This window comes from Psychroserpens jangbogonensis (assembly GCF_000797465.1).
Classification (GTDB): domain Bacteria; phylum Bacteroidota; class Bacteroidia; order Flavobacteriales; family Flavobacteriaceae; genus Psychroserpens; species Psychroserpens jangbogonensis.
The window spans coordinates 25,680-51,550 of record NZ_JSWG01000003.1; the positions used below are offsets into that span (position 1 = coordinate 25,680).

33 protein-coding genes are annotated in these 25,871 nt (G+C 30.5%); 30 read left to right on the forward strand and 3 right to left on the reverse strand.

Annotation, left to right across the window (positions count from 1 at the left end):
- The first annotated feature begins 64 nt into the window (after positions 1–64).
- The 15 genes from RH81_RS16305 to RH81_RS02160 all read left to right on the forward strand — a co-directional run bounded on the left by RH81_RS16305 (position 65) and on the right by RH81_RS02160 (position 10,825).
- Complete coding sequence (locus RH81_RS16305) at positions 65–1,210, forward strand: helix-turn-helix domain-containing protein (protein ID WP_052172385.1); 1,146 nt, start codon at positions 65–67, stop codon at positions 1,208–1,210.
- A 58-nt stretch (positions 1,211–1,268) separates the two neighbouring features.
- Entirely contained in the window at positions 1,269–2,642 is a 1,374-nt protein-coding gene (locus RH81_RS02100; RefSeq protein WP_033956981.1) for a S41 family peptidase, read from the forward strand.
- Between the two features lie 13 nt (positions 2,643–2,655).
- Entirely contained in the window at positions 2,656–3,033 is a 378-nt protein-coding gene (locus RH81_RS02105; protein ID WP_033956984.1) for a hypothetical protein, read from the forward strand.
- A 157-nt stretch (positions 3,034–3,190) separates the two neighbouring features.
- Entirely contained in the window at positions 3,191–3,676 is a 486-nt protein-coding gene (locus RH81_RS02110) for a hypothetical protein (protein WP_033956989.1), read from the forward strand.
- A 431-nt stretch (positions 3,677–4,107) separates the two neighbouring features.
- A complete protein-coding gene (locus RH81_RS02115; protein WP_033956992.1) occupies positions 4,108–4,572 on the forward strand; it encodes a tellurite resistance TerB family protein in 465 nt (154 codons plus the stop codon).
- Positions 4,573–4,640: 68 nt separating this feature from the next.
- Positions 4,641–5,246, forward strand: coding sequence for a hypothetical protein (locus RH81_RS02120; protein ID WP_033956995.1), 606 nt, complete (start codon positions 4,641–4,643; stop codon positions 5,244–5,246).
- Between the two features lie 107 nt (positions 5,247–5,353).
- Positions 5,354–6,208 carry an MBL fold metallo-hydrolase gene (locus RH81_RS02125; protein ID WP_206539384.1) on the forward strand — a complete coding sequence of 285 codons (855 nt, stop codon included), beginning with the start codon at positions 5,354–5,356 and terminating at the stop codon, positions 6,206–6,208.
- 113 nt (positions 6,209–6,321) lie between these two features.
- On the forward strand, positions 6,322–7,017 hold the full coding sequence (locus RH81_RS02130; RefSeq protein ID WP_152604769.1) for a hypothetical protein: 696 nt from the start codon (positions 6,322–6,324) through the stop codon (positions 7,015–7,017).
- A gap of 239 nt (positions 7,018–7,256) precedes the next feature.
- Entirely contained in the window at positions 7,257–7,763 is a 507-nt protein-coding gene (locus RH81_RS02135; protein WP_033957003.1) for a hypothetical protein, read from the forward strand.
- A gap of 56 nt (positions 7,764–7,819) precedes the next feature.
- Positions 7,820–7,975, forward strand: a complete 156-nt coding sequence (locus RH81_RS16980; protein WP_161791967.1) for a hypothetical protein — start codon at positions 7,820–7,822, stop codon at positions 7,973–7,975.
- Positions 7,976–8,007: 32 nt separating this feature from the next.
- Positions 8,008–8,364: a bleomycin resistance protein gene (locus RH81_RS02140; protein ID WP_033957010.1), complete on the forward strand. Its 357-nt coding sequence runs from the start codon at positions 8,008–8,010 to the stop codon at positions 8,362–8,364.
- 218 nt (positions 8,365–8,582) lie between these two features.
- Positions 8,583–8,789 (forward strand): hypothetical protein, encoded by a 207-nt coding sequence (locus tag RH81_RS02145; RefSeq protein ID WP_033957025.1) that lies wholly within the window; start codon positions 8,583–8,585, stop codon positions 8,787–8,789.
- Between the two features lie 10 nt (positions 8,790–8,799).
- Positions 8,800–9,489, forward strand: a complete 690-nt coding sequence (locus RH81_RS02150; protein WP_033957033.1) for a HupE/UreJ family protein — start codon at positions 8,800–8,802, stop codon at positions 9,487–9,489.
- Positions 9,490–9,502: 13 nt separating this feature from the next.
- On the forward strand, positions 9,503–10,132 hold the full coding sequence (locus RH81_RS02155; protein WP_033957039.1) for a hypothetical protein: 630 nt from the start codon (positions 9,503–9,505) through the stop codon (positions 10,130–10,132).
- 42 nt (positions 10,133–10,174) lie between these two features.
- A complete protein-coding gene (locus RH81_RS02160) occupies positions 10,175–10,825 on the forward strand; it encodes a hypothetical protein (protein WP_033957040.1) in 651 nt (216 codons plus the stop codon).
- Here RH81_RS02160 and RH81_RS02165 read toward each other — a convergent pair.
- Positions 10,806–11,483: a class I SAM-dependent methyltransferase gene (locus tag RH81_RS02165; protein ID WP_033957041.1), complete on the reverse strand. Its 678-nt coding sequence runs from the start codon at positions 11,481–11,483 to the stop codon at positions 10,806–10,808. The two genes, RH81_RS02160 and RH81_RS02165, sit on opposite strands and share 20 nt — an antisense overlap.
- 259 nt (positions 11,484–11,742) lie before the next feature.
- On the opposite strand from RH81_RS02165, the gene RH81_RS02170 reads away from it, so the two are divergent.
- Positions 11,743–11,967 carry a hypothetical protein gene (locus RH81_RS02170; RefSeq protein ID WP_033957051.1) on the forward strand — a complete coding sequence of 75 codons (225 nt, stop codon included), beginning with the start codon at positions 11,743–11,745 and terminating at the stop codon, positions 11,965–11,967.
- A 50-nt stretch (positions 11,968–12,017) separates the two neighbouring features.
- On the opposite strand, the gene RH81_RS02175 is transcribed toward RH81_RS02170, so the two are convergent.
- Positions 12,018–12,656, reverse strand: coding sequence for a YceI family protein (locus RH81_RS02175; protein ID WP_081988169.1), 639 nt, complete (start codon positions 12,654–12,656; stop codon positions 12,018–12,020).
- A gap of 265 nt (positions 12,657–12,921) precedes the next feature.
- Between RH81_RS02175 and RH81_RS02180 the strand changes: the two genes are divergently transcribed.
- From RH81_RS02180 to RH81_RS02220, 9 genes are all read left to right on the forward strand, one after another.
- On the forward strand, positions 12,922–14,373 hold the full coding sequence (locus tag RH81_RS02180) for an MBOAT family O-acyltransferase (protein WP_033957056.1): 1,452 nt from the start codon (positions 12,922–12,924) through the stop codon (positions 14,371–14,373).
- A 2-nt stretch (positions 14,374–14,375) separates the two neighbouring features.
- On the forward strand, positions 14,376–15,332 hold the full coding sequence (locus RH81_RS02185; RefSeq protein ID WP_033957059.1) for a hypothetical protein: 957 nt from the start codon (positions 14,376–14,378) through the stop codon (positions 15,330–15,332).
- Between the two features lie 244 nt (positions 15,333–15,576).
- Positions 15,577–16,119: a hypothetical protein gene (locus tag RH81_RS02190; RefSeq protein ID WP_033957061.1), complete on the forward strand. Its 543-nt coding sequence runs from the start codon at positions 15,577–15,579 to the stop codon at positions 16,117–16,119.
- Positions 16,120–16,162: 43 nt separating this feature from the next.
- Complete coding sequence (locus RH81_RS02195; protein ID WP_033957063.1) at positions 16,163–17,743, forward strand: phytoene desaturase family protein; 1,581 nt, start codon at positions 16,163–16,165, stop codon at positions 17,741–17,743.
- Between the two features lie 58 nt (positions 17,744–17,801).
- Positions 17,802–18,170: a YrdB family protein gene (locus RH81_RS02200; RefSeq protein ID WP_033957065.1), complete on the forward strand. Its 369-nt coding sequence runs from the start codon at positions 17,802–17,804 to the stop codon at positions 18,168–18,170.
- 648 nt (positions 18,171–18,818) lie between these two features.
- On the forward strand, positions 18,819–19,550 hold the full coding sequence (locus tag RH81_RS02205; protein ID WP_033957068.1) for an NAD(P)-dependent oxidoreductase: 732 nt from the start codon (positions 18,819–18,821) through the stop codon (positions 19,548–19,550).
- Between the two features lie 139 nt (positions 19,551–19,689).
- Entirely contained in the window at positions 19,690–20,124 is a 435-nt protein-coding gene (locus tag RH81_RS02210) for a universal stress protein (RefSeq protein ID WP_033957078.1), read from the forward strand.
- 135 nt (positions 20,125–20,259) lie between these two features.
- On the forward strand, positions 20,260–20,811 hold the full coding sequence (locus RH81_RS02215; protein ID WP_033957079.1) for a hypothetical protein: 552 nt from the start codon (positions 20,260–20,262) through the stop codon (positions 20,809–20,811).
- Positions 20,812–20,931: 120 nt separating this feature from the next.
- Entirely contained in the window at positions 20,932–21,771 is an 840-nt protein-coding gene (locus RH81_RS02220; RefSeq protein WP_081988170.1) for an FKBP-type peptidyl-prolyl cis-trans isomerase, read from the forward strand.
- Positions 21,772–21,778: 7 nt separating this feature from the next.
- Here the strand turns inward: RH81_RS02220 and RH81_RS02225 are convergent, their stop codons facing one another.
- Positions 21,779–22,459, reverse strand: a complete 681-nt coding sequence (locus tag RH81_RS02225; RefSeq protein ID WP_033957085.1) for a M15 family metallopeptidase — start codon at positions 22,457–22,459, stop codon at positions 21,779–21,781.
- A 33-nt stretch (positions 22,460–22,492) separates the two neighbouring features.
- On the opposite strand from RH81_RS02225, the gene RH81_RS02230 reads away from it, so the two are divergent.
- The 5 genes from RH81_RS02230 to RH81_RS16715 all read left to right on the forward strand — a co-directional run bounded on the left by RH81_RS02230 (position 22,493) and on the right by RH81_RS16715 (position 25,870).
- Positions 22,493–23,098: an alpha-ketoglutarate-dependent dioxygenase AlkB family protein gene (locus RH81_RS02230; protein ID WP_033957088.1), complete on the forward strand. Its 606-nt coding sequence runs from the start codon at positions 22,493–22,495 to the stop codon at positions 23,096–23,098.
- A 385-nt stretch (positions 23,099–23,483) separates the two neighbouring features.
- Complete coding sequence (locus RH81_RS02235; RefSeq protein ID WP_033957091.1) at positions 23,484–24,410, forward strand: alpha/beta hydrolase; 927 nt, start codon at positions 23,484–23,486, stop codon at positions 24,408–24,410.
- Positions 24,411–24,658: 248 nt separating this feature from the next.
- Positions 24,659–25,519 (forward strand): SPFH domain-containing protein, encoded by an 861-nt coding sequence (locus tag RH81_RS02240; protein WP_033957094.1) that lies wholly within the window; start codon positions 24,659–24,661, stop codon positions 25,517–25,519.
- Between the two features lies 1 nt (position 25,520).
- Positions 25,521–25,706 (forward strand): hypothetical protein, encoded by a 186-nt coding sequence (locus RH81_RS02245; RefSeq protein ID WP_033957097.1) that lies wholly within the window; start codon positions 25,521–25,523, stop codon positions 25,704–25,706.
- Positions 25,703–25,870, forward strand: coding sequence for a DUF4177 domain-containing protein (locus tag RH81_RS16715; protein ID WP_081988171.1), 168 nt, complete (start codon positions 25,703–25,705; stop codon positions 25,868–25,870). The genes RH81_RS02245 and RH81_RS16715 overlap by 4 nt, the downstream gene beginning before the upstream one ends.
- Position 25,871: the final 1 nt, after the last annotated feature.

The window sequence follows — 25,871 nt, forward strand, 5'->3', positions numbered from 1 at the left end:
AACTAGCACAGGCAAATTCCTAAAGATTCTCCTCAGGTTCGTTATCTTTTGCTAATTTAGCTCCATGGATTTTTGGAATATTCTTTTAATTATTGGGCTAGCACAAGGTTTGTATCTAATTGTGAGCTTATTAGTGTTTAATAAGTCGAGTGCAATACAAAACAAATACCTAAGTCTTTTAATATTTGCTGGTGCTATTCATATAGCTTTCGAGCTTTTAAATGAATTAGATAGTTATCACTATAAAATTATTTTAAGAATTATATCTATTTCTTCTCCTCTATTAATTGGTCCTAGTCTGTACTTGTTTTTTAAGCATACACTAAAATTAAATTATAAAAGCACTAGAAAACATATTTTTCATTTTATCCCATTTTTCGTATTAGTTGTCTTTTTAACACTTATTGAATTAATTTCAAGCGCAATAAGTTCAAGTGACACCAGTAGCAACATACCTATTTACGTTTTAATAATTGAATTGTTAAAAGCAATTCAGCTAGGCACTTACATTTTGCTTTCCTATATGCTTATTCATAATTTAACTAAAACAAAAAAAACAGTCATTTATCAAACCAATACAAAAAAAATTATTTCGTGGTTTAGGGTTTTACTTTTATTAATCATTTTGGCCATGGTATTATCTATAATCTATTTTATTTCAATAAAGTATTTAGGTTTCGAACCTATAGTTGGAAGCCCAAATTTTATTGCTTTAATATTAATAATTCTTATATATAGTATAGCTTTTATGGCTGTTCGGTTTCCAATTGTTGTTTTGTCTGAGTCAGACTCATTAATTATTAAAAAGAGTCCGAAATACAAAACCTCATCTTTAGATCTAGAAGATATAGTAGCCTGGCAAGAAACTTTAAGTAATTATATGGAAAAGGAGAAACCGTTCCTTAATGATGAATTAAAAATAGAGTCACTAGCAAATGAAGTTAATATTCCTACACATCATTTATCCCAAATAATAAATCAAGGATCTAAAAAGTCTTTTCAGGATTTCATTAATTGTTATCGCGTAGAAGAATTTAAAAAGAGAATTATCAACCCAAACACTTCAAATAAAACGATACTAGCTATTGCCTTTGACTCTGGTTTTTCTAGTAAATCTTCATTTAATCGTGTTTTCAAATCTCAGACAGGTATGACTCCTTATGAATATAAAAAATCAAATGACACAAATGCGTCCCAGATTAGAAAATAGGTCGATTTAATAGGTATAATACCTTTTGTTTGCATTGAATTTAAAATTATTAGATAAAATGAAAACAATAAAAAAGACATCTAAACCTGCCTATCATAGAATTCAATACGCACTATTTCTCGTAGGTATTTATTTTTGTATGATTTCTTGTGCTGTTAAAAACAATGTTTCAGTCCAAGACAATACAAATGCAAAGGAGCAATCCATTAGAGTTGCAAATTGGAAACAAGACTTGAATTTTTTAAAAGGAAAGTTTGAAACGGAACATTACAACTTATTCAGATTGATGACGAAAAAAGAATGGAATTCGGGATTTCGTCAAATAATCTCAAAAATTCCACAATTGAAAGATCATGAAGTTATAACAGAAACCATGAAAGTTGTTTCTAAGATTGGAGATGGCCATACTTCAATTTATTTGCCTTTTAAAGGGGAATACCAATTTCATCAAATACCTATTGCGTTCCAAGATTTTAAAGATGGTGTTTTTATTAAAGGAGCAGATTCTTTGTATCAAAATCTTATAGGAAAAGAACTAATAACAATCGGAGGCGTTCCTATTAAGAAAATAAAGAAGCGTTTAAAAGAAATAACTCCAAGAGATAATAAACAATGGATAAAAGTTTTAGGAATAGAGGTATATATGACAATTCCTGAAGTTTTATATTCTCTAAACCTTACTGATGACATCCAAAATATAACAATAGAAGTAAAAGATTCTAATGATAATATTACTACTGAAAAAATCACCTCTAGTTTGTTTGATATTAACAATGTTAGATTCGTAGATGTTAGACCAGACTGGATGAATGCACATGATGACTCTAATAATCCTTTACCATTATATTTAAAAAACATCAATGATTTCCCTAAAGATTTTTACTCATTTGAGCATATTAAAGAAAAATCTATGGTTTACTTTCAAATAAATGTAGTTTTTGATAACCCCAAAAAAAACCTAAAAACATTCTGCGAAGAGATGTTTAAATTTATAGATGATAATAATGTTGAAAATTTGGTAATTGACATACGATTAAATTCTGGAGGGAATAATCAATTGAATAAAGATATTATTTCAAACATTCTAAAATCAGAAAACATTAACAAAAAAGGAAACCTTTATGTAATTGTCGGAAGAAGAACTTTTTCTGCAGCCATGAATTTAGCAACAAATTTAGAACAAAAAACCAACGCCATTTTTGTAGGTGAATATACAGGGTCTAGTCCAAATTTTGTTGGTGAAGATAATCGCATTATTCTACCAAATAGCAACCTATTTTCTAGCGCCTCAAACAAATATTGGCAAGACTCAGATTTTAATGACAAAAGGAAATGGATTAAACCTAATTACTTCAATATTTTAAGCTTTGTTGAATACAAAAATAATTTAGATCCAAATATGCAGAAAATATTTGAACTCATTAATCAATAAAAAACTATAAATCATGACTACAAAACAAAGAACAGGAATAACGACTGGGTGGTTAATTTTTATGCTTGTAATTAATATATTATCTGCGCTTTTATACCTTTTTAAACAGAACTTAGTGGCTAGTGATTTCCATAATGGCATCCCAGCGTTTATGCTATTTTTCCTGGCTATATTAAGCCTTATAAATATTCTTTTTATCGTATTAGTTTTTAAATGGATTAAAAAAGGGGTTTGGGGTTTGATTGTAACAAATATATTAGCTGTAGTAATAAATATATATAATGGATTAGGAATTGGACAATCTTTATTGGGTTTACTAGGTATAGTTGTTTTACTCTTAATTCTACAGGTTAAAAAAAACAATCATTCCAATTGGAGTAATCTCACATAATGTACAAATTATCTATATTTAGAGTAGAATCTACTTAATTGCTTATTCGAGTGTAATGATTACCACAGAAATTTTTCAGAATTCTCGTTACGCTCTATCTTTTTGCTATCTTAGTATTCATAGCAGCCAATAACTTATTGTACATAAATTGAAAACTATGAATTTCAAGCCTAAATCTTTAGTAATCATCTTATTAATTGGAATTTCTTCGCATTCACAATCAAACACTTCAATTAATAATAATGATTGGAAATTATTTGTAGACGACACTATTGGATATAAAATCGAATATCCTAAAGACTGGATTGCAAAAGGTGGTAAAGGTGGTTTTATGTGTGGAAAACAAAGTGGTTTTAAAAATGCCGAATGGATGTTATGGCTGAGTAAACCAGAAAACACAGAAAGAATAAATTATATATTCAATCATGATGGATTATATGATGGTTATGATATAATTGAAAAGCCCATTTCTATTAATGGCCTTGATGGAATTCACACGGTAATTACTCACAAAGAAAAACCAAAAGAATATATCGAATTTATAGTTATAAAAACAACCGAATTTTGGTTTCAGATTGAAAACGCAGGCATTAAAGATGAGCAATTTGAACTTTTTTATAACAGCTTTAAAATTATAAAGTAAAGGATTGCAAGGATAAATTCAGATTTGTTGTATTCATTAAATCCTCCTATAGTAAGCATTCAATTTACTCCAATGAATTCGAAGGATTTATTAATAGAAATTTGATAGAATAAATACTTTGGTCAACAACGTGTATAATTAAAGCTTCACTCTTGCTTCAATTTAAATTTATATTTTTAAATTGGAGCAAGAAATATGCTTAAAATGTATTGCCTTAAAAAAGAAAAAAAGTGAATCTGATTTTAAACATTTTTAAGTGGATATTGATAATTCTATTTTTCCCATTATCTTTAGTTTTCGTAGGTTATTATCAACAAAAGAGGGCTAAAAAAGAATATAAGAAAAGGGAAGTAATGGAAAGAGGCAATTGAATGAAACAATACTCACAACAACCTTATAATTAAATATTAACAAAACTATAAAACAAAAGAATGGGACTATTTGACAAATTTGTAAAAACACCAGAAATTAAAGATTTAATCTATAAACCTCTTTCAGATTTTGAAGCTTGGATTGGAATCCTATATGCTTGCATGTCATCAGATGGAGAAGTGAGCGATGTAGAAATTGATTCTCTTTCGAGAATGATTGTACTTAAACAAAAATTCTCGGGAATAGATATCTCACCACTTTACAATTCAGTTTCAGAAGCAAAATTAAAAATCGGTGGAATTGGTTTGGTTGAGGCTTGCTCAGAATTCGTTAATGAAAATGATAAGGACACTTTGTTTTCAATGGCAGTTGAAATAGTATTAGCAGACGGAATTCTTAACAAAGACGAGGAAAAAGTCATAGAGTTAATAGCTGATCGAATGAAAATCGACATGGAATTGGTTGAAAAAATAATACAGGTAATGTTGATTAGAAATAGAGGTAATGTTTTAATCGTTGATTAAAAAGACTATAACTGATCAATTACTCATTCAGCGTGCACTTAGACACGTTACCACTAATACCAAACTGAATGCCTAAAATTTGGAAACTAAAAGAATCTAAATCAAATAAACTGATTTTGATTAAAGACAAATCAATCTATAAAGGGAATCTAAAAGAGAATGAGATTAACCGAATAAATGCCGACACTACAGATTTTTCTTTTTTGAAAAATTTATTCAGTATTCCATACTCTTACATCAAGAAAATAGAAAGCCAAAGCGGAAAAAATTATATTAAAATATTTTACGGTAATAATTCAGAAGAAGAACTATTTATTGATAATGATAACCTTAAAAAAGAGATTTTCGCATATATAAGAACAGATAATCCAAATCTAAAATATTGTAAAGAACTCCCAAGCGTAATAAGGTATTCTAAAGCACAATTTTTTGCGTTATTATTCATTACACTAATTTTTGTCTGGTCGCTATATTTAGCTATTCAAATTGAAAGCGGATCTGATTATGAACTAGTTGGAAATAGAAGTTCTGGAATTATAGGAATAATTCTCGCTATAGCTAATCTTGGTGTTTTTAAAAATGTAACTGGATATATTAGTCTAGTAGCCATAACAATTTTCGCCATGATAATAAGACTAAAATCCAGAAGTGAAACTGAATTCCTTAAACGATGAATAATAAAGAAAGAATTAAAAAATCAATTGTAAAAACCATCCTAACTTTCGGCCTTATTGGGTTGATAACAACTCATGTGTGGGCAACTAATTCAAATTTTGATTTTGTGGTAACTCCTATAGCCGAAAATGTCTATAGCATCGTTTCTCCATCATTTGGTTTACCTACTCCTGAGAATAAGGGCTGGAATTCTAATAGTCACTTTGTTGTTACCGAAAAAGGTGTTCTGCTCTTTGATACTGGATCGTCTGAATTAATTGGGAACAAAATTAAAAGTGCAATTAAATCAGTCACTGATCAACCGGTTCGCTGGGTGATTAATTCTCACAGTCATGCAGATCATTGGCTAGGAAATGCGGCTTTTTCTAAAAGTGATGTTGAAATTATTGCAAGTAGCCAAGCGTTAGGAACAATGAAAGAGGATGGACAAGGATCCATGGAATTTTATTCACGTGTGACTAAAGGTGAAATCGGTTCTACGCAACTTGTATATCCAACTCTATTATTGACTCACAAACAAAAACGTAATTTCGGAGGAGTAGACGTTGAATTCATTTTTTCCAATGATGGACATTCTCCTGGAGATATTTTGATGTGGTTGCCGAAACAGAAAATCATATTTGGAGGAGATGTATTAAGTTCTGATTGGATGCCGATTATTACACACCATGGAAATGTTCCGAATTTAATTAACACCCTTTACGCCGTAGCAAAATTAAATCCCACAATTGTCTTAACAGGACACGGCAAAGCAACAACAGTAAAATCGGTGATTCGAGATGCTGATTTATTATCGAGCGTTTGGAAACAAGTAAAAGCGGACTATGAAAATGATAAAAACCCAAATGCAACACTTTTAGATGTTAGAGCGAAATTAGGTCCTAAAAATAGACTCTTATATAAAGATTTCGCTACAGAAATTGAGCGACAAGTTAAACAGATGTATAAACTACAGCAGTAATGGTTTTACCGAAAACTATATTGCATTGAAATAGCTTTTTACTTTAGCTCGTTAACTTTGATTGATAGTTAGCTATTAATATTTTATCTATGGGATCAAAAATTCAGAACAAAATGAAAGCACTCAAAATAATTATTCTAATACTTCTTACTACCCAAGCTTATAGTCAAGTTTCAATAAATTGTGCCATTAACCCAACAATAAACAGCAATAACGGATGTTCTATTAGCCTTAATCAAATAATAAAAGAAGACATTAAAAAATATCAATCATATTGCTCAAATTCAAAATCATTTAACGCAAATGAATTCACTTTTTTAGACAATAATGAGGTAATAGAAAACCATTTGTTTAAATCTTACCCGTTAAATTTTAAGAAAACAAAAACTGGATTTGAATTTAAAAATCAGCAAGATCAAATATTAAAAATTGAAAAAGCATATTTAAATTCGAACTCCAAACAAATCAGGAATTATGATTTCATTGCCAAAGTGGGTCATTTTATAATTATTTCCCAAACGGGTTACGAATCTTGGAATTACTTATTAATTGATTTAAAAAATTTCAATTCTTATAATTTACCAGGCCAACCTGTGTTCATAGACTCAAACTTAATCTATGGATATACCAATTATTACGGAAATGGAGAATTGACAATTATTAACATTGAAACAAATAGCGATGTGACTCTATCTTTTGAAAATGAAATTTCAAATATTAAATACAGTAATAATAAATCAATGGGATTACTACTCGAGTTTAGAAATGAGAAATGTACTTCTAACCAGTTTTTAAATATTGTTCACTAATTCAAAAACAACCCAAGGACAACAACCTGTAAAACTAATGCTTCACTCCTATTTGTTTTAAAACATAAAATCAAAATTATAAATTGGAAAAGCAACAGTAGTTTGGATTAACTTTTAGAAAACTGCATGAGATTTAAGAAATTGCCAACCTAGAAATTTATTGCAACATTCAAAAGAAGAATAATCTTAAAAATTTAAATTATCTTGCTTAATTAATTACCTATTTAAAAAACACTATTATGAAATACTTTAAGATCATTGCCATAGTATTATTCAGTTCGGTCATTTCTTTATATTCCTGTAATGACTCTGCTAAAACACCAAAACAAGACGACTCAAAACAATTGGAAGTAGTTGATACGGCTACTCCTCCAAAGACTCCGACTACAAACCCAGTTACCACTAACCCAGTTACTAAAGAGCCTGCTCAAAATGAAAAAGGAGTTTGGCACTATACCTGCAGCAAAGGTTGCGCTGGTGGTGCAGGATCAGCTGTTAGCTGCGATAATTGTGGAGGTCTTTTAGCACATAACACATCTTATCATAGTAATGCGAATAGTACACCAACTTCTTCTGCTCCTTACGCTAATCCACCTATTGCTCCTGCTGCCGCAAAAGAGCCTAGTCAAAATACAGCTGGAGTATGGCATTATACCTGTGGAAAAGGTTGTGCTGGAGGATCTGGAGCTGCCGACAATTGTGGTACTTGTGGCACTAAGTTGGTTCATAACACAGCTTATCATTAATAAACTTTAAATTATTATTATTTACAAGAAAACTTTTTGAATGATCAGATTCTTGTTTGAGGCAATTCGAATGTAATTTCATAAACGATAATGACGTGAATGGTCTTGGTTCTGGGCATTTTTTAAATAAAAACATGGAACTTTTGATTGATAAGAATAAAGGAAAGCTATCTGAAATTCAGAAACAAATTGGTGTTTCAAGAGATCGTTAAATATTAAAGTCAATAAACCAAACTAAAGAAATATGCTAACCGAGATTCATCCAAAATTGCCGATGCGTGACAAAAAAGTGACGAGAGAATTTTACGCAAACAATTTGGGGTTTAAGGAATTTGGAAGTGCTGACTATGATGGTTATTTAATGATTGAAAAAGACCAAATTCAAATTCACTTCTTTGAATTTAAAACACTAGATCCTAAAGAGAATTATGGCCAAGTTTATATTAGAACTGATCATATTGAAGATTTTTACCAATCATTATTAGATAATAAAACTCAAATTCACCCGAATGGTCCGCTCAAAATAAAACCTTGGGGACAAAAAGAATTTTCTATACTCGATCCAGATAATAATCTGTTGACCTTTGGACAAGACATATAGAGAATTATAAAATCGAATTACCTACAAGGTAGATTCTTCCATGTCTTTATGTTATTTGCAGAAAAAATTTGAGCTTAAACAAATGGCTTCTCTTTATTTGCTAACTTAGTGCTCAACACAAAACATGAGAGAATAAAACCTTACACGAACACATTCTTTACAAAAAAACAAATAAAACAACTTAGCAAAGAAAACCAAACAACATTAAATTTCAGAAAATGAAAACTAAAACACTAATTATTGCTTTAACTCTATCAGTAGGTGTATTCTCAGCTTGTACTGACAAGAAAAAGAAGGAAGATAAACCTAAGACAGAAATTGCTTCAGAAGAGAAGAAAGCATCCGTTGAAGACACTGATGATGAAGCCGAAAAAAGAAGACTAGATAGTATTCGTCAGGTAAAAGAACATGGGCATGCACACTAATTAAAACTTCATGAAATTAGTAAAACTATCAACTCTTATTATACTAATACTGTGTTGTCTTATTTCTGTTTCAGCCTATGCACATGGCGTAGATGAAGAGACGCAATCATTTTTAAACACAAACAAAGGCATTGCTTTTGGACCTTTTCTTTATATAGGCGCTAAACACATGATTACAGGTTACGACCATTTACTTTTTCTAGTGGGAGTTATCTTTTTTTTGTACCGAACCAAAGAAATCATCACCTATGTAAGTTATTTTACAATTGGACATAGTGCTACTCTTTTGTTTGGTGTTATGGCAGATATCAATGTAAACCCTTATATAATAGATGCAATAATTGGCTTATCTATAGTCTATAAAGGTTTTGATAATTTAGGAGGATTCAAAAAGATATTTGGCAAACAGCCCAATACTAAAGTAGCCGTTTTAATTTTCGGATTATTTCATGGTTTTGGACTTGCAACGAAATTACAAGAATTTGAATTTGATAAAGAAGGGCTTTTTACTAATTTATTAGGCTTTAACTTAGGTGTAGAAATTGGTCAATTTTTGGCATTAGGTTTTGTACTTTTAATTATCTCATTTTGGCGACAGTACGCCAGTTTTATCAAATTCTCTAAGCTCACCAACTTAATTTTAATGGCAGCTGGCTTTTTGTTAGTTGGTTATCAATTAACAGGATACTTTATTTCTTAATACTTACTATAATATGAATGCAAATAATCAACCTAATTTAAATAAAGGCCAACTATTAAAATCACTAATCATTGCTTTTACAATTGGTGCCATTGTGCTTCTAACCGCCGTTTTACCTGCAGAATATGGTTTAGATCCTTTAGGAACAGGCAAATTTTTTGGTTTTTCAAAATTATATCAAAGCAATGAACAATCAAAAAGTAATGAAACCAATTCTAGTCTGAATTTTAAGAAAATAAAAATGGATAAACTAGGCTCTCCTTCAAGCGTTTCAAAGCCGAAGGAAGCAGGTAATCCACCTCCAGAAGTTCAGTATCCTGAAAGAGAAGATACCATAGAGGTTATCGTACCTGCTGAAAAAGGAATTGAATATAAATTTAAAAGTCTTAAATATGGTAGCACCAAATACGAATGGTCAACAGATAAAGGTATTGTTTATATAGATTTTCATGGTGAAGTAAAACAAGAAAACCCTCCTAAAAATGTGTTTTATGAGAGTTATACACTGGCATATTCTAATAATATGGCGGGAACATTAACAGCTCCTTTTGAAGGAAAACATGGTTGGTACTTTAGAAACGAAACCAACGAAGATATTGTCGTTACTATTAGACTAAATGGGCAATATGAACTATTTAAATAAAAGAATACACAAACACGTTGTAACACACAAACACAATAGACAATGCAAATAACATACAGAGTGATATTTTTGGCACTTATATTATCAATTACTTCCTGTAAACAAGTTGATCCAAACAAGCAAATTGATGAAGGGAAAGTCGAAAATGATTTTTACTCAAGTAAAGAAATAGGATGGACTATGAACATTCCTAGTAATTGGGAAGTGACTTCTAGAGAACAAAATGAAGAAAATCAAAAGAAAGGTTTAGATGTTATAGAAGATATGGTAGATGGTGAAATTGATATTTCTGGATTAAAAAACCTTATTGGATTTCAAAAAAATGTATTCAACATGTTTCAATCGACTTCCGAACCCTTTGAACTCGAATATGAAGGCGAATGGGAAGAAAATAATGCTGGATTAAAAATCTTAATTTATGAAACCTATTTGCAACAAGGTATTAAAACTGATTCGACAGCAACAAAAATTGTAAAAATTGATGATCTCGATTTTCACACTTATACTTTTACAATTTATAGTCCAAAAGATGAAGTTATTTTGAATCAAATAATGTACAGTCGTTTAATTAACGGATTTGACTTTGGCGTAAATATTAATTACAATAACGAATCGGACAAGGATGAAATGTTAGAGGTCTGGTTGAATTCAAAATTTATTAAAAAAAAGCTAATTAAAAAATCTCATAAATAGTAGTTGAAATCACACCTTGACCATCATCTAAAACAACAGACAATAACTGTTTTTCTTCTTTTACCTTAAAATTAAATGGTGGAGCTAATAGTTTTATACCACTTTGTTTTTTCAGTCTAGTTCCTTGCCCCGAAATAATCTCTTTATTAGGAACAAAATCCCCTTCAGGCATGTGTTCTGTTAATATAACATATTTGAAACCATGTAATTTGCTCACAATGCTTTGAATTTCAGCATTCGATAAATGTTGAAGCACTTGCCTTAATAAAGCACAATCTCCTATAGGCAAATCATCTACTGCGATATCTAAACAATGGAATTCTAAATTTTCTTCATTAAAATTTTCCTTATTATGCTCTATTAAATCTGCTACTATATCTACCGCAACATACTTAGCTGTATGTTTTACCAATTCTTTTCCTACATTAAAATCTCCACAACCTAAATCACAGACCACAAGCGGCCTTTTAAAAGATGTTAAAAATGATGTTACAACGTCGATATATGGATTTACAATCTCTGGTTGATGCGATCCTGCACCTGAATAAAAATCAGATTTATTATCACCCCAAAGTTTCTTTGCATAAACTTGTTCCATTGCATCTTTAGTTGGCCAAGGTTTCTTTATTTTACTACTTCCACTTTCTTTCTTCTTCATAAACGCTCTATAGATCTTCAAAAACTAAAACAAACGTACAAATTATAAGCAATATCATTTATTAAATGGCTTACAACTCACTAAATAAAAATCGTTTTAATGAAACGTGATTAATCAATAGTTCACTCCTACTTCAAATTAAATTTATATCTTTAATCAACTGATTTGTTACAACTGAATAAGTAAAGAAAGTAGAACAAATTGTATAACACCGATATACCTCAACTCAGGTATATTGTATTATTAATTTATCATTATTATGAAATTAAACTTATTGTCTTGTGATGCTCAAAGGCCAGATAGAAGAGCGATAACCAAATGTATTGCAGAAATTTCATCTAGCATTAATGAATCCTTGTCTGCTGAACTTACAAGTATTCTATTAGAAGGAGATGCCGTAGATATTGAGATTGACGATAAAAATTCAGGATCTGGGTTAAGAGCTTTGCGGAAATTAAGTATTGACTACGAAATTATAGAATAAATAATTTTATCTTAAACCATCGTCAACATCATTTACTAAGGAAATTATTGCTATTGAATGTTTTGCATATCAATTTTCATGTTGATATACATCAATTTAGTTGGAACAGTGTCCGAAATACCATTAACAATCAAATCATAGTCAATTTCCCAATCAAACAGATTCATTTGACCTTGTAAAACAAGTGAACTAGCCATTGCATCTTTTGGATCTCTAACGCCAGTTACAAATAACTTAACATCTTTTTCAACTCCTTTTATAGACATTTTACCATTTACTTGATACCAATCGATTCCCATTGTATAAACAATAGTAGATTTGAAAGTGATATTTTCATCATTCTCTCCAATAAATAAACCAGGTGTTTTAATTCTCGCTGTTAAGTCATCTCCTGCACACACGTTAAATGTATTAGGGTTTATTTCAAAAGAAATCTTCATGTTTTCTAGGGGATTACCCAAGTCATCTCGTTTAGTTACACCCACTTTTAAATCATTAACAATTCCAGCAAACGGTGTACTGCAATGTCCATGCGTTACAAATAAATTAACTGTTTGATTTTGTTTCTTTCCAATGACAAGAACCTCCTCATTTTCGTGAAAAACTGGAGTGGCTTTAGTATAACCACTAGCAACAATCATTATTACTAATACGACTAACGACAACACAACAAATTTGATATTTTTCATGATATTATAATTTTTATTTCCACGAATATATGTCCACTTCAGTGTTAAACCTGCAAATGAAATGTCAAAAAAATGTCAAAAAGAGTATATTTTATTGATCTGTTAAGGTTTATCCTGAAAACCTTATGGATATTTCTCAGGTTCGTTTTCTTTTACTAATTTAGACCAAGACAACGAAATACAACAACGAAGAGATCTATATATGAAAACAATGTGCGTCATAAAAAGAAACAGAATTACAAACATTTAAAGAACAGAAAAATAAATGCTTTTTAACTCAATAGATTTTGCAGTATTTTTGCCTATAGTTTTCGTCTTATATTGGTTTGTTGCTAATAAGAACCTAAAACTCCAAAACTATTTAATTGTTCTTGCGAGTTATACATTTTACGGCTGGTGGGACTGGCGGTTTTTATCGTTAATCTTGTTTAGTACAATTATTGATTATTACGTTGGTCGCAGATTATTAGTTGAAGGGAATGTTTTAAAAAGAAAAGTATTACTATGGATTAGTATACTAGTAAATCTTGGATTTTTAGGATTTTTTAAATACTATAATTTCTTCCTTGATAATTTTGTTTCTGCCTTTTCCTTTTTTGGAACAGAATTAAATGCAAATTCGTTAAATATTATTCTGCCTGTTGGAATTAGTTTTTATACATTCCAAACTTTGAGCTATACAATTGATGTTTACAGAAGAAAACTTGAACCAACAAAAGACTTTATTGCTTTCACAGCATTTGTAAGTTTCTTTCCTCAATTAGTTGCTGGACCAATTGAAAGAGCATCAAATTTATTACCCCAATTTTATAAAAAAAGGACTTTTGAATATACTAAGGCAGTCGACGGATTAAGGCAAATTTTATGGGGACTCTTCAAAAAAATAGTAATCGCAGACAATTCAGCACAGTTAGCGAATGAAATATTTAACAATTCAGATTCCTATTCAGGAAGCACATTAGTTTTAGGAGCAATATTTTTCACATTCCAAATTTATGGAGATTTCTCAGGATATTCTGATATAGCAATTGGGACATCAAGACTTTTTGGATTTAACCTTAAACAAAACTTTGCATTTCCTTATTTCTCAAGAGATATAGCTGAATTCTGGAGGCGTTGGCATATTTCATTATCAACTTGGTTTAGAGATTATTTATACATTCCATTGGGAGGAAGTCGCGGTGGAACTTGGATGAAAGTTAGAAATACATTTATAATATTTATAGTAAGTGGATTTTGGCATGGTGCAAATTGGACTTTTATTATTTGGGGAGCATTAAATGCTTTATACTTTTTACCATTACTATTACTTAATAAAAATAGAACAAACAAAGATACGGTTGCAGAAGGAAAATATTTACCGTCTTTTAAGGAATTGTTTCAAATAGGAATTACATTTAGTTTAACTGTTTTGGCTTGGGTGTTTTTTAGAGCAGAAAATATTGGTCACGCTATTTCCTATTTATCTACCATATTTTCAAGTTCAATTTTTGATTTTCCAAAATTTAAAACCTCAAGATTATTCACACTACAAGTTATTATAATGATAATCTTGTTTATTATAATTGAATGGAAAGGTAGAACATCTGAATATGCATTAGAAAAGATTGGTTTTCGTTGGAACAAATACCTTCGCCTTTCATTATATTTCAGTATTGTTTTATTAATATTTATGTTTTTAGGCAAAGAACAACAATTTATATATTTTCAATTTTAACTATGAAGACTTTTATAAATAAAACTGTTTTAATACTTCTTACGTTTTCTATAGGCATAATAGCCTTTGTTTTATTAATTCATTATACAATAAAACGTACTTCAGATTTTAATCTTTCTGAGGAATACAAATATCTAATATTCGGTCATTCACATCCAGAGTGTGCATTTGATGACGATTTATTAGAAAATTTTAAAAACCTTTCTCTATCTGGAGAATCGTACTTTTTTACATATCAAAAAGTTAAAGAAATTATTCCAAACAATAATATTCAAGCTGTATTTATCGAATACTCAAATAGTTTGATAGACAAAAAAATGGATGAGTGGATCTGGGGCCACGAAAAAATGAATGCATATTTTCCTTGGCACTCACCTTTTATGAAAAAAGATGATATGCTGTTCTTGTATGAGAAAAATTCACAAGATTTCTTGAATGCTATTTCGACTTCAACTCGTAATAATTTATCTCGGGTACTGTCTTTTGATTTCATCACAATCGAACCTAAATATGGTGGGTATAAAAAATTAATAAGAAATAATATAGAAGAGGAAATCCAAAAACTAAATACTAATACTAATACTCCTAAAGCACGGGAATTATCTATTGAAAATTTAAACTATCTAGAAAAAATTATTAATTATTGTAACATTAACAATGTTAAAGTCTTTTTAATAAGAAGCCCTCAACACAAATATTTTCCTAGAGAAAATGAGAAGGCATTACTTAGTTTAAAAAAGCAAAAATTTGAAAATCTAGATTTTTTAGATTTTGATAAATTCCCTCTTAAAGATAATCAATTTGGAGATTTTGGACATATCAATTATCAAGGAGCCGAAGTTTTTTCTCTATGGTTTAATGAATTAATTCAAAATGGGTTATTATCAATTAATAAAAAAACAGAATTTATTAATAAGGAAATCGAAAAATTTAGAACGTATAATATTGTAAATGAATAGCGCAGACTCACCTCAATGCTAACACATTATTACATTAATATTTTGTGTTTCAGAGATTTTATATAATATAGATGAATTCTTGACAGATGAAATTACAAGTATATTCAAAGAAGAAGTCAATGTAGACATTGAAGTTTAAGACAAAAACTCAGGTTCCTCTTTAAGAGAATTGCGAAAACTAAGTGTTGACTACCAAATTATAGAATAAATAACGAAATGCTAACAAAGTGAATAATTTCCTTAAATGAAACAATTAGTTACGTATTTAGTTTTAGGACTGTGTTTTATTAATTGTAATAATTCTAAAAAAAAGCTAGCAAATATAGTAGTTCAAGATACCAAAATCAAATGCTCTTCTGATGGTTGTGAAGGAACTTATGTTGGACCTGAATTTGTAAAAAGATCTGATGTTGCTCACCAATTTTCAAATAAAATGTCTCAGGCTGTAGGTGATAAACTAAAGGTATTATATCATTCCGGAGACTACAGAAAAGTTGATTTTTCGAAAATCAGCATGACTACCAAAGGAATGGGTTCTGGACATGTTACTTATAAATTATCTATTCCCTTTATATCTGTTCTCGCAAAATGTAATGCTTATACATCTTTTGACCACGTAGGTGGATGGAATCATACTCCAGCTTTATCTGAAAGAAAACTGCAACTAAGTGGCGTATTAATGAAAGGTCATAAATTAAATATTAGCGAGTTAAAAACTACTCCTGAAGGTTTACAAGAATATTGGATTCAGTGGAAAAATAAAAAGACACAATTTGACTGCAATTAAACGACAACATTCAAGGTGTTGTAACATATTATAAAATAAATAAATGATTCAATCCTATAAGAAAAAGGCGTTACTACAGGAGACATATGATACAATTATTATAGGCTCTGGAATGGGAGGACTTGCTACTGCTGCTATTTTAGCAAAAGAAGGACAAAAAGTATTGGTCTTAGAAAAGCACTACACACCTGGTGGTTTCACACATGTCTTTAAGCGCAAAGGTTACGAATGGGATGTAGGAATACATTATATAGGAGAAATGCAACGTGAGACCAGTCTTTTAAAAAAACTGTTTGATTATATCAGTAATGGTGAATTAAAATGGGCAGATATGGGAGATGTATATGATCGAATTATTATAGGTGATCAGCAATATGATTTTGTAAAAGGGGTAAAGAATTTTAAAAAACAAATGATTGCTTATTTCCCTAAAGAAGAACAAGCAATTAATGCCTATGTCGATTTAGTTTTTAAAGCTGTGAAAACAAGTAAAAACTATTATATAAGTAAGGGTATTTCACCCTTATGGAATACTCTATTTGGTAAATTTCTGAAAAAACCATTTTACAAATACTCAGATAAAACAACCTATGAAGTTCTTCGGTCATTAACAACCAACGAAACTCTAATAAAGGTTCTTACTGCTCAATATGGTGATTACGGTTTACCACCTAAACAAAGTAGTTTTTCAATGCATGCCTCTGTAGCAAGGCATTATTTTGATGGTGGAAGTTTTCCAATTGGAGGATCTTCTCAAATTGCAAAAAAAGTAGATCCAATAATAGCTGCTTCTGGCGGAACCGTTTTGGTAAGCGCAGAAGTAGATGAAGTAATTATTAAAAAAAATACTGCTGTTGGTGTTCGCATGAAAGATGGAAAACAATTCAGAGCTGCAAATATCGTTAGCAATGCTGGTATAATGACGACATATAACACGCTACTGCCATTACAAACAGTTGAGAAACAACAATTAAAGAAACAGTTACAAAAAGTAAAGCAATCTGTAGCTCATGCTAGTTTGTATATTGGTTTAGATGGAACTCCAGAAGAACTTGGCATTCCAAAAACCAATTATTGGGTTTACCCAAAAGATAATGATCATGACACTTGTATTAAAAACTATTTAAAAGATATATCTCAACCCTTTCCATTAGTATATCTTTCTTTTCCTTCTGCAAAAGATCCAGATTGGTCCAATCGCTATCCAGGTAAAAGTACTATTGATGTTATTACCTTAATTCCATTCGAAACATTCGAAAAATGGGAAGGAACACCATGGAAAAAAAGAGGTGAAGATTATGAAGCTAAAAAAGAAGAAATTGCACAACGCTTATTAAAAGAAGTTTATAAACAACTACCACAAGTAGAAGGCAAAATAAATTGTTACGAATTATCTACCCCTCTAACAACACAACATTTTGTGAATTATGAAAAAGGAGAAATTTATGGATTAGACCATAGTCCTTCTCGATACAGACAACCTTTTTTAAAACCAAAAACAACAATCAAAAACTTTTATTTAACAGGACAAGATATCGTAACTGCAGGAGTTGGAGGCGCCTTATTCTCTGGTGTACTAACTTCTATGGCAATAACGGGTAAAAATGTCCTGAAAAAGATTTAAACTAAAACTCTAGACATAAGAAATCGTACTGCAACAGCTGTTATAATAAAAAATAAAAATGGGATCACATCCAATCAACTTATTAGTTCGATTCATTCTTGAAATTTGTGCCTTAATCTCAGTTGGAGTTTGGGGATGGAATCAAACGGAAGGATGGTTAAAATTTGTCTTAGCATTTGGTATTCCGATTATTCTCGCAGCAATTTGGGGAATATTTGCAGTTCCAGACGATCCTAGCCGTTCAGGAAAAACTGTAATTCCAACTCGTGGAATTGTACGTCTCATTATTGAATTTGGAATATTCTCAATTGCGATTTATTCTTTGTACAATTTGGGGTTAGTAAAACTTAGTTTTGCTTTTGGAGTAGTAATAATAATCCATTACATATTATCATATGATAGAATCGCATGGCTCATCTCTAAGTAACAATCCACAAAACAACACAATTAATTAATCGTTTTCGCTGTATAATCGAAAAATTCGAGCTTTTAAAAACTGATATAAAAATAAACACCCTTGAAAAAATAAATTAACAAGGGTGTTTACTGATTGTTTTGATTGATGAGTTATCTTTCGATAACGAGGTACTAACTATAACGTCTTTTTGTATTCCAAACAAATGTTTTCGTTGCGTTTGATTTTGCTGTAATTCTGTTGGTATTTAATGTTCTCATGATTTAGTTGATTGAATGGTTATTATATGTTTTTACTTTTAGTTTAATTGTAACGTCTTTTCGAATTCCAAACAAAGGTTTTCGTTGTATTTGATGTCGTTGTTATTCTATTTGTATTTAATGTTCTCATAATTGATTTATTCGATTGTTTATATTCTATAGACGACATTGTTTTAATATTGTTACGGCAATTAACCCTTGTTAACAGAATTTAACAAATATTTAAGGAATTGACAGTGATACTTTTAGAGCAGAACCTTAACATGAATACTATAAATAAAAATCCAAATTTCTATAAATCCATAATCATTGTACGCAATTCTCATATCTGTAACATATGAACGAATTTGTCGTCAAGTAAGAATCAAACTCTAATTAAAAAGAATAAAAAATAAATCATATGAACATTTTAGTAGTAGGTGCAAGCGGCGCAACAGGAAGACAACTTGTAGAGCAACTTTTAATTCAAGGACATGAAGTTAAGGCAGTTGTTAGATCTCCTGAAAAATTGCCACATACATGGAAAAACAATGAGCACGTGAAAATTATTTCTGCAAGTCTTTTAGATTTTAATGATAAAGAACTTATAGACTTGACCCTTGATTGTCATGCCGTCGCATCATGTTTAGGACATAATATGAACTGGAAAGGAATCTATGGACAACCTAGAAAGTTGGTGACAGATGCTACTCGTAGATTATGCCAAGCTATAGAAGCAAATAATCCAGAAAGACCTACTAAATTTGTTTTAATGAATACAACAGGTAATCGCAATCGTGATTTAAATGAACCTATTTCGTTTGCCCAAAAAGCTGTAATCGGGCTTTTAAGATTACTCTTACCACCTCACGTGGATAATGAAAAAGCTGCAGATTATTTAAGAACCCAAGTTGGGCAAAACAACAAACTAATCGAATGGACTGCTGTGCGACCAGACGGTTTAATTGATAATGATGACGTAACCGATTATGAAATCCACCCATCTCCAACTAGAAGTGCAATTTTTAACGCTGGTAAGACCAGTCGCATAAATGTTGGTCATTTTATGGCAAGTCTAATTAGTGATGAAAAATTATGGAATAAATGGAAAGGACAAATGCCAGTAATTTATAATGTATCTACTCCAAAATAGAAATTTTAAAATCAATACGAACAATTATGATCCCATAAAATCTCAGTTTCTGAATCTTATTTTCCTTCATTTTTCTTATCTTTAGTAAAGCATAACAAACCATGCAAGAATTCGCTAAAGGTCATTAAAATAATGAGTCATGAAAAATATATTAGTTACAATCGATTTTAATAGCGACGAACAATTGCTTGTTGAAAAAGCATTCCAATTGGCTAAGCAATTTGATTCAAAAATATGGCTAGTACATATTGCTGCTCCAGATCCTGATTTTATTGGCTACGAAGTTGGTCCACAATATATAAGAGATAGTCGCGCATCAGAACTTAGAGAAGAACATAAGTTACTTCAAAAACTCTCTAATGAGCTTAAGGAAAAAGGAGTTACAGCTGAAGGTTTACTAGTCCAAGGCGCTACAATAGAAATGATTATGGAAGAATCTAAAAAGTTAAATGTTGATCTAATTATTGCTGGTCATCATGAACATGGTTTTCTTTATAATGCATTTGTCGGAAGTATATCTGGGCAAATCGTGAAAAAATCAAAAATACCAGTACTTATAATTCCATTAGATTAGGAATGAATTAAATAAGACTTCATTGATAAATATATCATGTCTTTAGTCTAAACTGTCAAGAGCGTAACGAAAAGACAAAATTAATCCTACTGGAATACACCAAGCACAATTTTAAGAATACCATAAAATTTAAGAATGGAATTATATAAATGGATTATTGAAATAGTAGATGCTAATCTAATTTACTGTTTAATTCCAATAATACTTACTTTAATCTTGGTTGAATTATTTTTCAAAAACAGATTTGAAACAAAAAGAGCATTGAATATAATTTGCTGGATTATATTACTTTACACAATAGTGTCTATAATTTATTCTTTGATAGGGCTTATTTTCTTTCCTGAAAAATTCTCCTTTATTGACAGAGCAACTGGACCGTATAAAACAACATATTGGATGATGTTTTTTTCTTCAGCTATTTTACCTTTCACCTTGTTTATCAAGAAATTATCTAAGAAATTTTTATACGTTTTGATAGTCGCATTTTTAATGAAAATTGGATTCTTCTTTGAACGTTTTGTAATCATAGTCACAAGCTTTCATAGAGACTATAGTCCTGTAAATAATAATCTTGTTTGGTCTGACTCTTTTACTTTTGGGTTATCTATGATATTTTTGCAAGGATTTATTATCGGAATTCTAATATTAGGAATTTTTGAAATTTCAAAACGGAAAACTACGGTCTAAAACAACACCGGAAATTAATCAAGTGATTTGTATTATTTGAGAAATTCCTATTCTTAATTTCTTTCAATTTTTATATCTTCGCCTTCAAGTAAAAACAAACTATAACCTTTATAATTCATTATGAAAAATTCAATTTTCCTATTGATAATTACCTTAATGTTAACATCATGTGGTAGCGATAAAAAGAATGACCTTAACAGAAATATTGTCTTAAACGATACGATTACAACACCTAGCGGACTTAAATACATTTATTTGAAAGAAGGTTCAGGACAAAAAGTTGAAGATGGCTCAAAAATAAAGGCGTATACAGAACTATATATAAATGATAATCCTGAAGTTTTCTGGACTACGTCTGGAGATAAGGATTCGATATTTGCTTTTATTCATGGTAAGACTTCACTTATTAAGGGTTTTTCAGAGTTAAACAGTTACTTAGCAGAAGGTGATGAAGTCATCGCTTTAATTCCAGATTCATTAGCATACGGCAAACAAGAAAAAAACGGTGTACCAGGAGGATCTACACTTATTTACAATCCTTATCAAGTAAGATATGTCTCACCTCCCAAAGAACTTTTAGGAGATACTCTTTATAACCTAGCTTCTACTGTAAACTCAAAGGCTGCTACAGATTTTTACGAACGTATTTTAAACAGTGATCTTAAGAATAAGTACCATACAGATATTGAAGATTTATCAGAATTAGTACTGAATCTCAATAAAGCAACATTATATGCTGAATCAGAAGAAATAGCAGGTTATTTTTTAAAGAAATCAAACGATAAGGATGTGCAGCAAAGTTTTTCTTTTTACAAACTTCTTGCTCTTGAATCTCAAAGTAAATTTAGTGAAGCTCTTGTCTTAGTTGAACCATTAGCAAAACAAGCGACTAACCAAGAATGGTGGCACAATAAAATGCTGGAGTTAAAAACAAAAGTTGAAAACGATAGTAGTAACTAATCATAAATTATTCAACTTCAAAATCAAAATAGGTATTGGGAAATGGTTCCCAACGCAATGTAAAATGCCACCATTCTTTGGCATAATTTCTAAAGTTATGTTTCAGCATAACCTCTTGTAAAAGTTGTCGATTAGCAATTTGTGCTTCCGTTAAATCTGAATGTTTCACCCAAGATTCTTTTCCGAAAAAATCATATGGACTTCCCATATCTAAAGGCTCATTTGTAATGCCATCAATAATAGTTACATCTAAAGTACTACCTCTACTATGGCCTGAACGCGTAGCAATGTATTCTTCTCGAAACAAATAACGCTTTTCTACATTTGGATAAAATTGTTGTTTATTAATCGTATCGTTTAAATCTTTAGCCCAACGCATAAAATGATTAACTGCACGTTGTGGTCTGTAACCATCATAAACTTTCAAGCATAAATTTTGCTGTTGTAATTCGTGCTGAACTTTTTTGAGAGCCTGAGCAGTTTCTTTAGTAATGATGAGCACATTAGCTTTGTAACCATCAATAGTATCACCAACAAAATTATTGGTCGTTAGGTATCGCAACTCAATATTTAAATCAGGAATCACGTTTTTTGCATACACAAATCCTTCTGAAAGTTCTTTTGATTCTTGAGAACCGAAAGCAAACAAAAGCATTACTATTGATATGATTGTAATTTTGAGTTTCATAGGATATAAGCTAATTTAGATAAAAATTTAGTGATGGACTTATTTTCCGAAGAAAAAACGATTTTACAACTTCCAAATGCAGAACTCATTTACATTCCGAATTTCTTAAATCAACAGAATGCCAATCACTATTTTGAGTTATTAAAATCCAATGTAGACTGGCAACATGACGATATTACTATATACGGGAAAACCCATAAACAACCTAGGTTAACTGCACTTTATTCTGAAAACAAAGCCTCATACTCCTACTCCAATATTACAATGCATCCAACTCCTTTTACTATAGAATTATTAGAATTGAAACAGAACATTGAAACAGAAGCACAACAAAAATTCACAACAGCTCTAATTAATTTATATAGAGATGGAAACGATAGTATTGGTTGGCATGCAGATAATGAAAAAGAATTAGGGAAAAATCCAGTTATCGCATCTTTAAGCTTGGGAGTAGCTAGACCTTTTCATTTTAAACACAGAACACTAAAAGAAGAACGTTATAAACTAGACTTAGAACATGGTAGTCTTTTAATAATGAAAGGTGCTATGCAAGATTATTGGTTACATCAAATTGCAAAGACTAAGAAAACTATAGGAGAACGGATTAATTTAACCTTTAGAAGTATACGACCTATATAACAAGAAAAAACCGAGATCCCTCAATCTCGGTTTTCCTAATTTGCGTTTTATTTATGTGATAGATTTAGGGTTACTAACTCAATACATAAGCAAATATTAATTAATTAATCCATTGAACTAAAAACTAAATTTTAGTACACTTCAAATATAGAACTCTATTTCAATGTACAAGTTAAAATACATAATTAATCGATGAAATACACTTAATTTTAACATTTAAAGATGAAAACATGCATTTCATCGATGAAATGCAAAATGATTAAACAAGAAAAACAAAGTTATTTACATCCTTTTTTAAATAATTATGATTTTAAAACGTTATGAATAAACAAAATTCGTTTACGTATTTTTGATATCTGATAAAGAAAAGTTCCAAAAAAAGAAAATGAAACCATTTATAAACTATATACTATTACTCTGTACTTTAATAGGATTTGGTCAAGAGGTCAATTTCACTGCTCAAGATCTATCAATTAATAAACATGTGGATGGTACACTTTTAACGCCTAATGATAGTAGTGCTCCTACTCTAGCCATAATAATTGCTGATGCTGGTCCAACAGACAGGAATGGAAATCAAAATTTTCAGAAAAACAATGTTTTAAAAAAACTTGCCGAAGGTTTATCTAATCAAAACATAGCGACGTTTAGATATGATAAGCGAATAGTAAAGCAAATTAGAAAAGGAAAAGTAAATCCAAACATCTCTTTTGATGATTTTATTACAGATGCAAATGCTGCCATTGACTATTTTAAATCTCAAGATATCTATTCTAAAATCGTGGTTATAGGTCATGGACAAGGAAGTTTAGTTGGTTTAGTAGCGTCACAAGACAACGTTGACCAATATATCTCTTTAGCAGGTTCTGGCAAATCGATCGATAATGTCGTCATAGATCAGATTACTCAGATGGACCCAGCACTTGTAAAAGCCACTAAGCGTGCATTTGAATCCCTAAGAAAAGGACAACTCACAAAAGATTATCCTCAAGCTTTGGGCAGTATTTTTAGTCTAGATGTACAACCCTTTATGATGAGTTGGATGCAATACAGTCCTCAAGAGCTTATTAAAAACTTAGAAATACCTACACTTATTATAAATGGTACAAAAGATTTACAGGTACCAGTTTCTGAAGCAGAACTCTTGAAAAATTCATCTTCTAAAGCAACGTTTAAAATAATTGAGAACATGAATCACGTTTTATTCATAATTGAAGGAAAAGAACTGGAAAACTCAAAATCATATAATGAATCATTCAGATTAATATCTAGTGATCTAATTACTGAGCTTGTCAGTTTTATAAAGAACTAAGTTCAACAAACCTAGTATAGCCTATTAAAAAAGCATCTCAAGTCTGAGATGCTTTTTTACTAACCAACCAAATGAAATGTTTACTCCTTTATTTGAGGCAATCACTCCTCGTTTAATATCATCATAATCATTTACACTTTATATAAAGCAAATGGTATGCCAAACTCAATTTGTTTATCTAAAATCTTTGATGTAACTTTGATATCAAAATAATATCATATTGAATTATTTAATTTAAACTTATTACAATGAAAGAAGAAAAAATAATAGTCCCAGCAAATGGTTACCTAATGCTCATTGTGTTTCTTATATTATTTTTTGGAGGCATCATCACAGTGATTGCATTTCAAAGTCCTTGGCCAGTTCTTTCTATAGTTACAGCTATATTTATCGCTCCTGGATTTATAATGGTACAACCAAATGGATCTAGAGTACTATTATTATTCGGAAAGTATGTTGGCACTGTAAAAAAGAATGGTTTCTATTGGGTAAATCCTTTTTATACCAAAAAGAAAATATCGCTAAGAGCAAGTAATTTTGACAGTGAGCGTTTGAAAGTAAATGACAAACTTGGAAATCCCATAATGATAAGCACCATTTTAGTTTGGCGTGTTCAAGACACTTATAAAGCTGCTTTTGATGTAGATAATTACGAAAACTTTGTTCGAGTACAAACTGATGCAGCTGTTAGAAAATTGGCAAGCATGTATCCTTACGATAATTTTGCAGATGAAGGTGTTGACGAAGATATTACATTACGTTCTAGTGTAAATGAAGTAAGTACAGCGCTTGAAACAGAAATTGATGAGCGTTTATCAATTGCAGGTATTGAAGTGCTTGAAGCACGAATTGGATATTTAGCATATGCTCAAGAAATTGCAAATGCAATGCTTAAGCGTCAACAAGCCACAGCAATTGTTGCAGCAAGACATAAAATTGTAGAAGGTGCAGTGAGTATGGTTGAAATGGCTATAGAGCAATTAAGTAAAAAAGAGGTTGTTCATTTAGATGAAGAACGCAAAGCAGCCATGGTAAGTAATTTAATGGTTGTATTATGTGGAGATAAAGATGCGTCTCCAGTGCTTAACACTGGTACACTAAATCATTAAAATGAATAAAAATCAAACATATAGCATCGCTATTGGTGTTGCTCTAGGAAGTAGTCTAGGAACAACGATTGGTGCTGTATCAGGTAATGTTGCCATGGGAGTAATTTATGGCTCATTAATAGGAACTATAATAGGTGTTATTCTAGCTCTTGTAATCTTTAAAGATGAAAACAACAAAAAATTATGAAAGAATATAAAGTAGTCAAACCAAAATTAGGATTTAGAAATACTGTTGAAAAACTTGAAGACCTTATAAATAATCATGCTAGAGAAGGATGGGTTGTAAATAATATTTTACCAATTGAACATACTATTTCTTATATTATTTTTGAAAGAGATAAAAACAGATAAT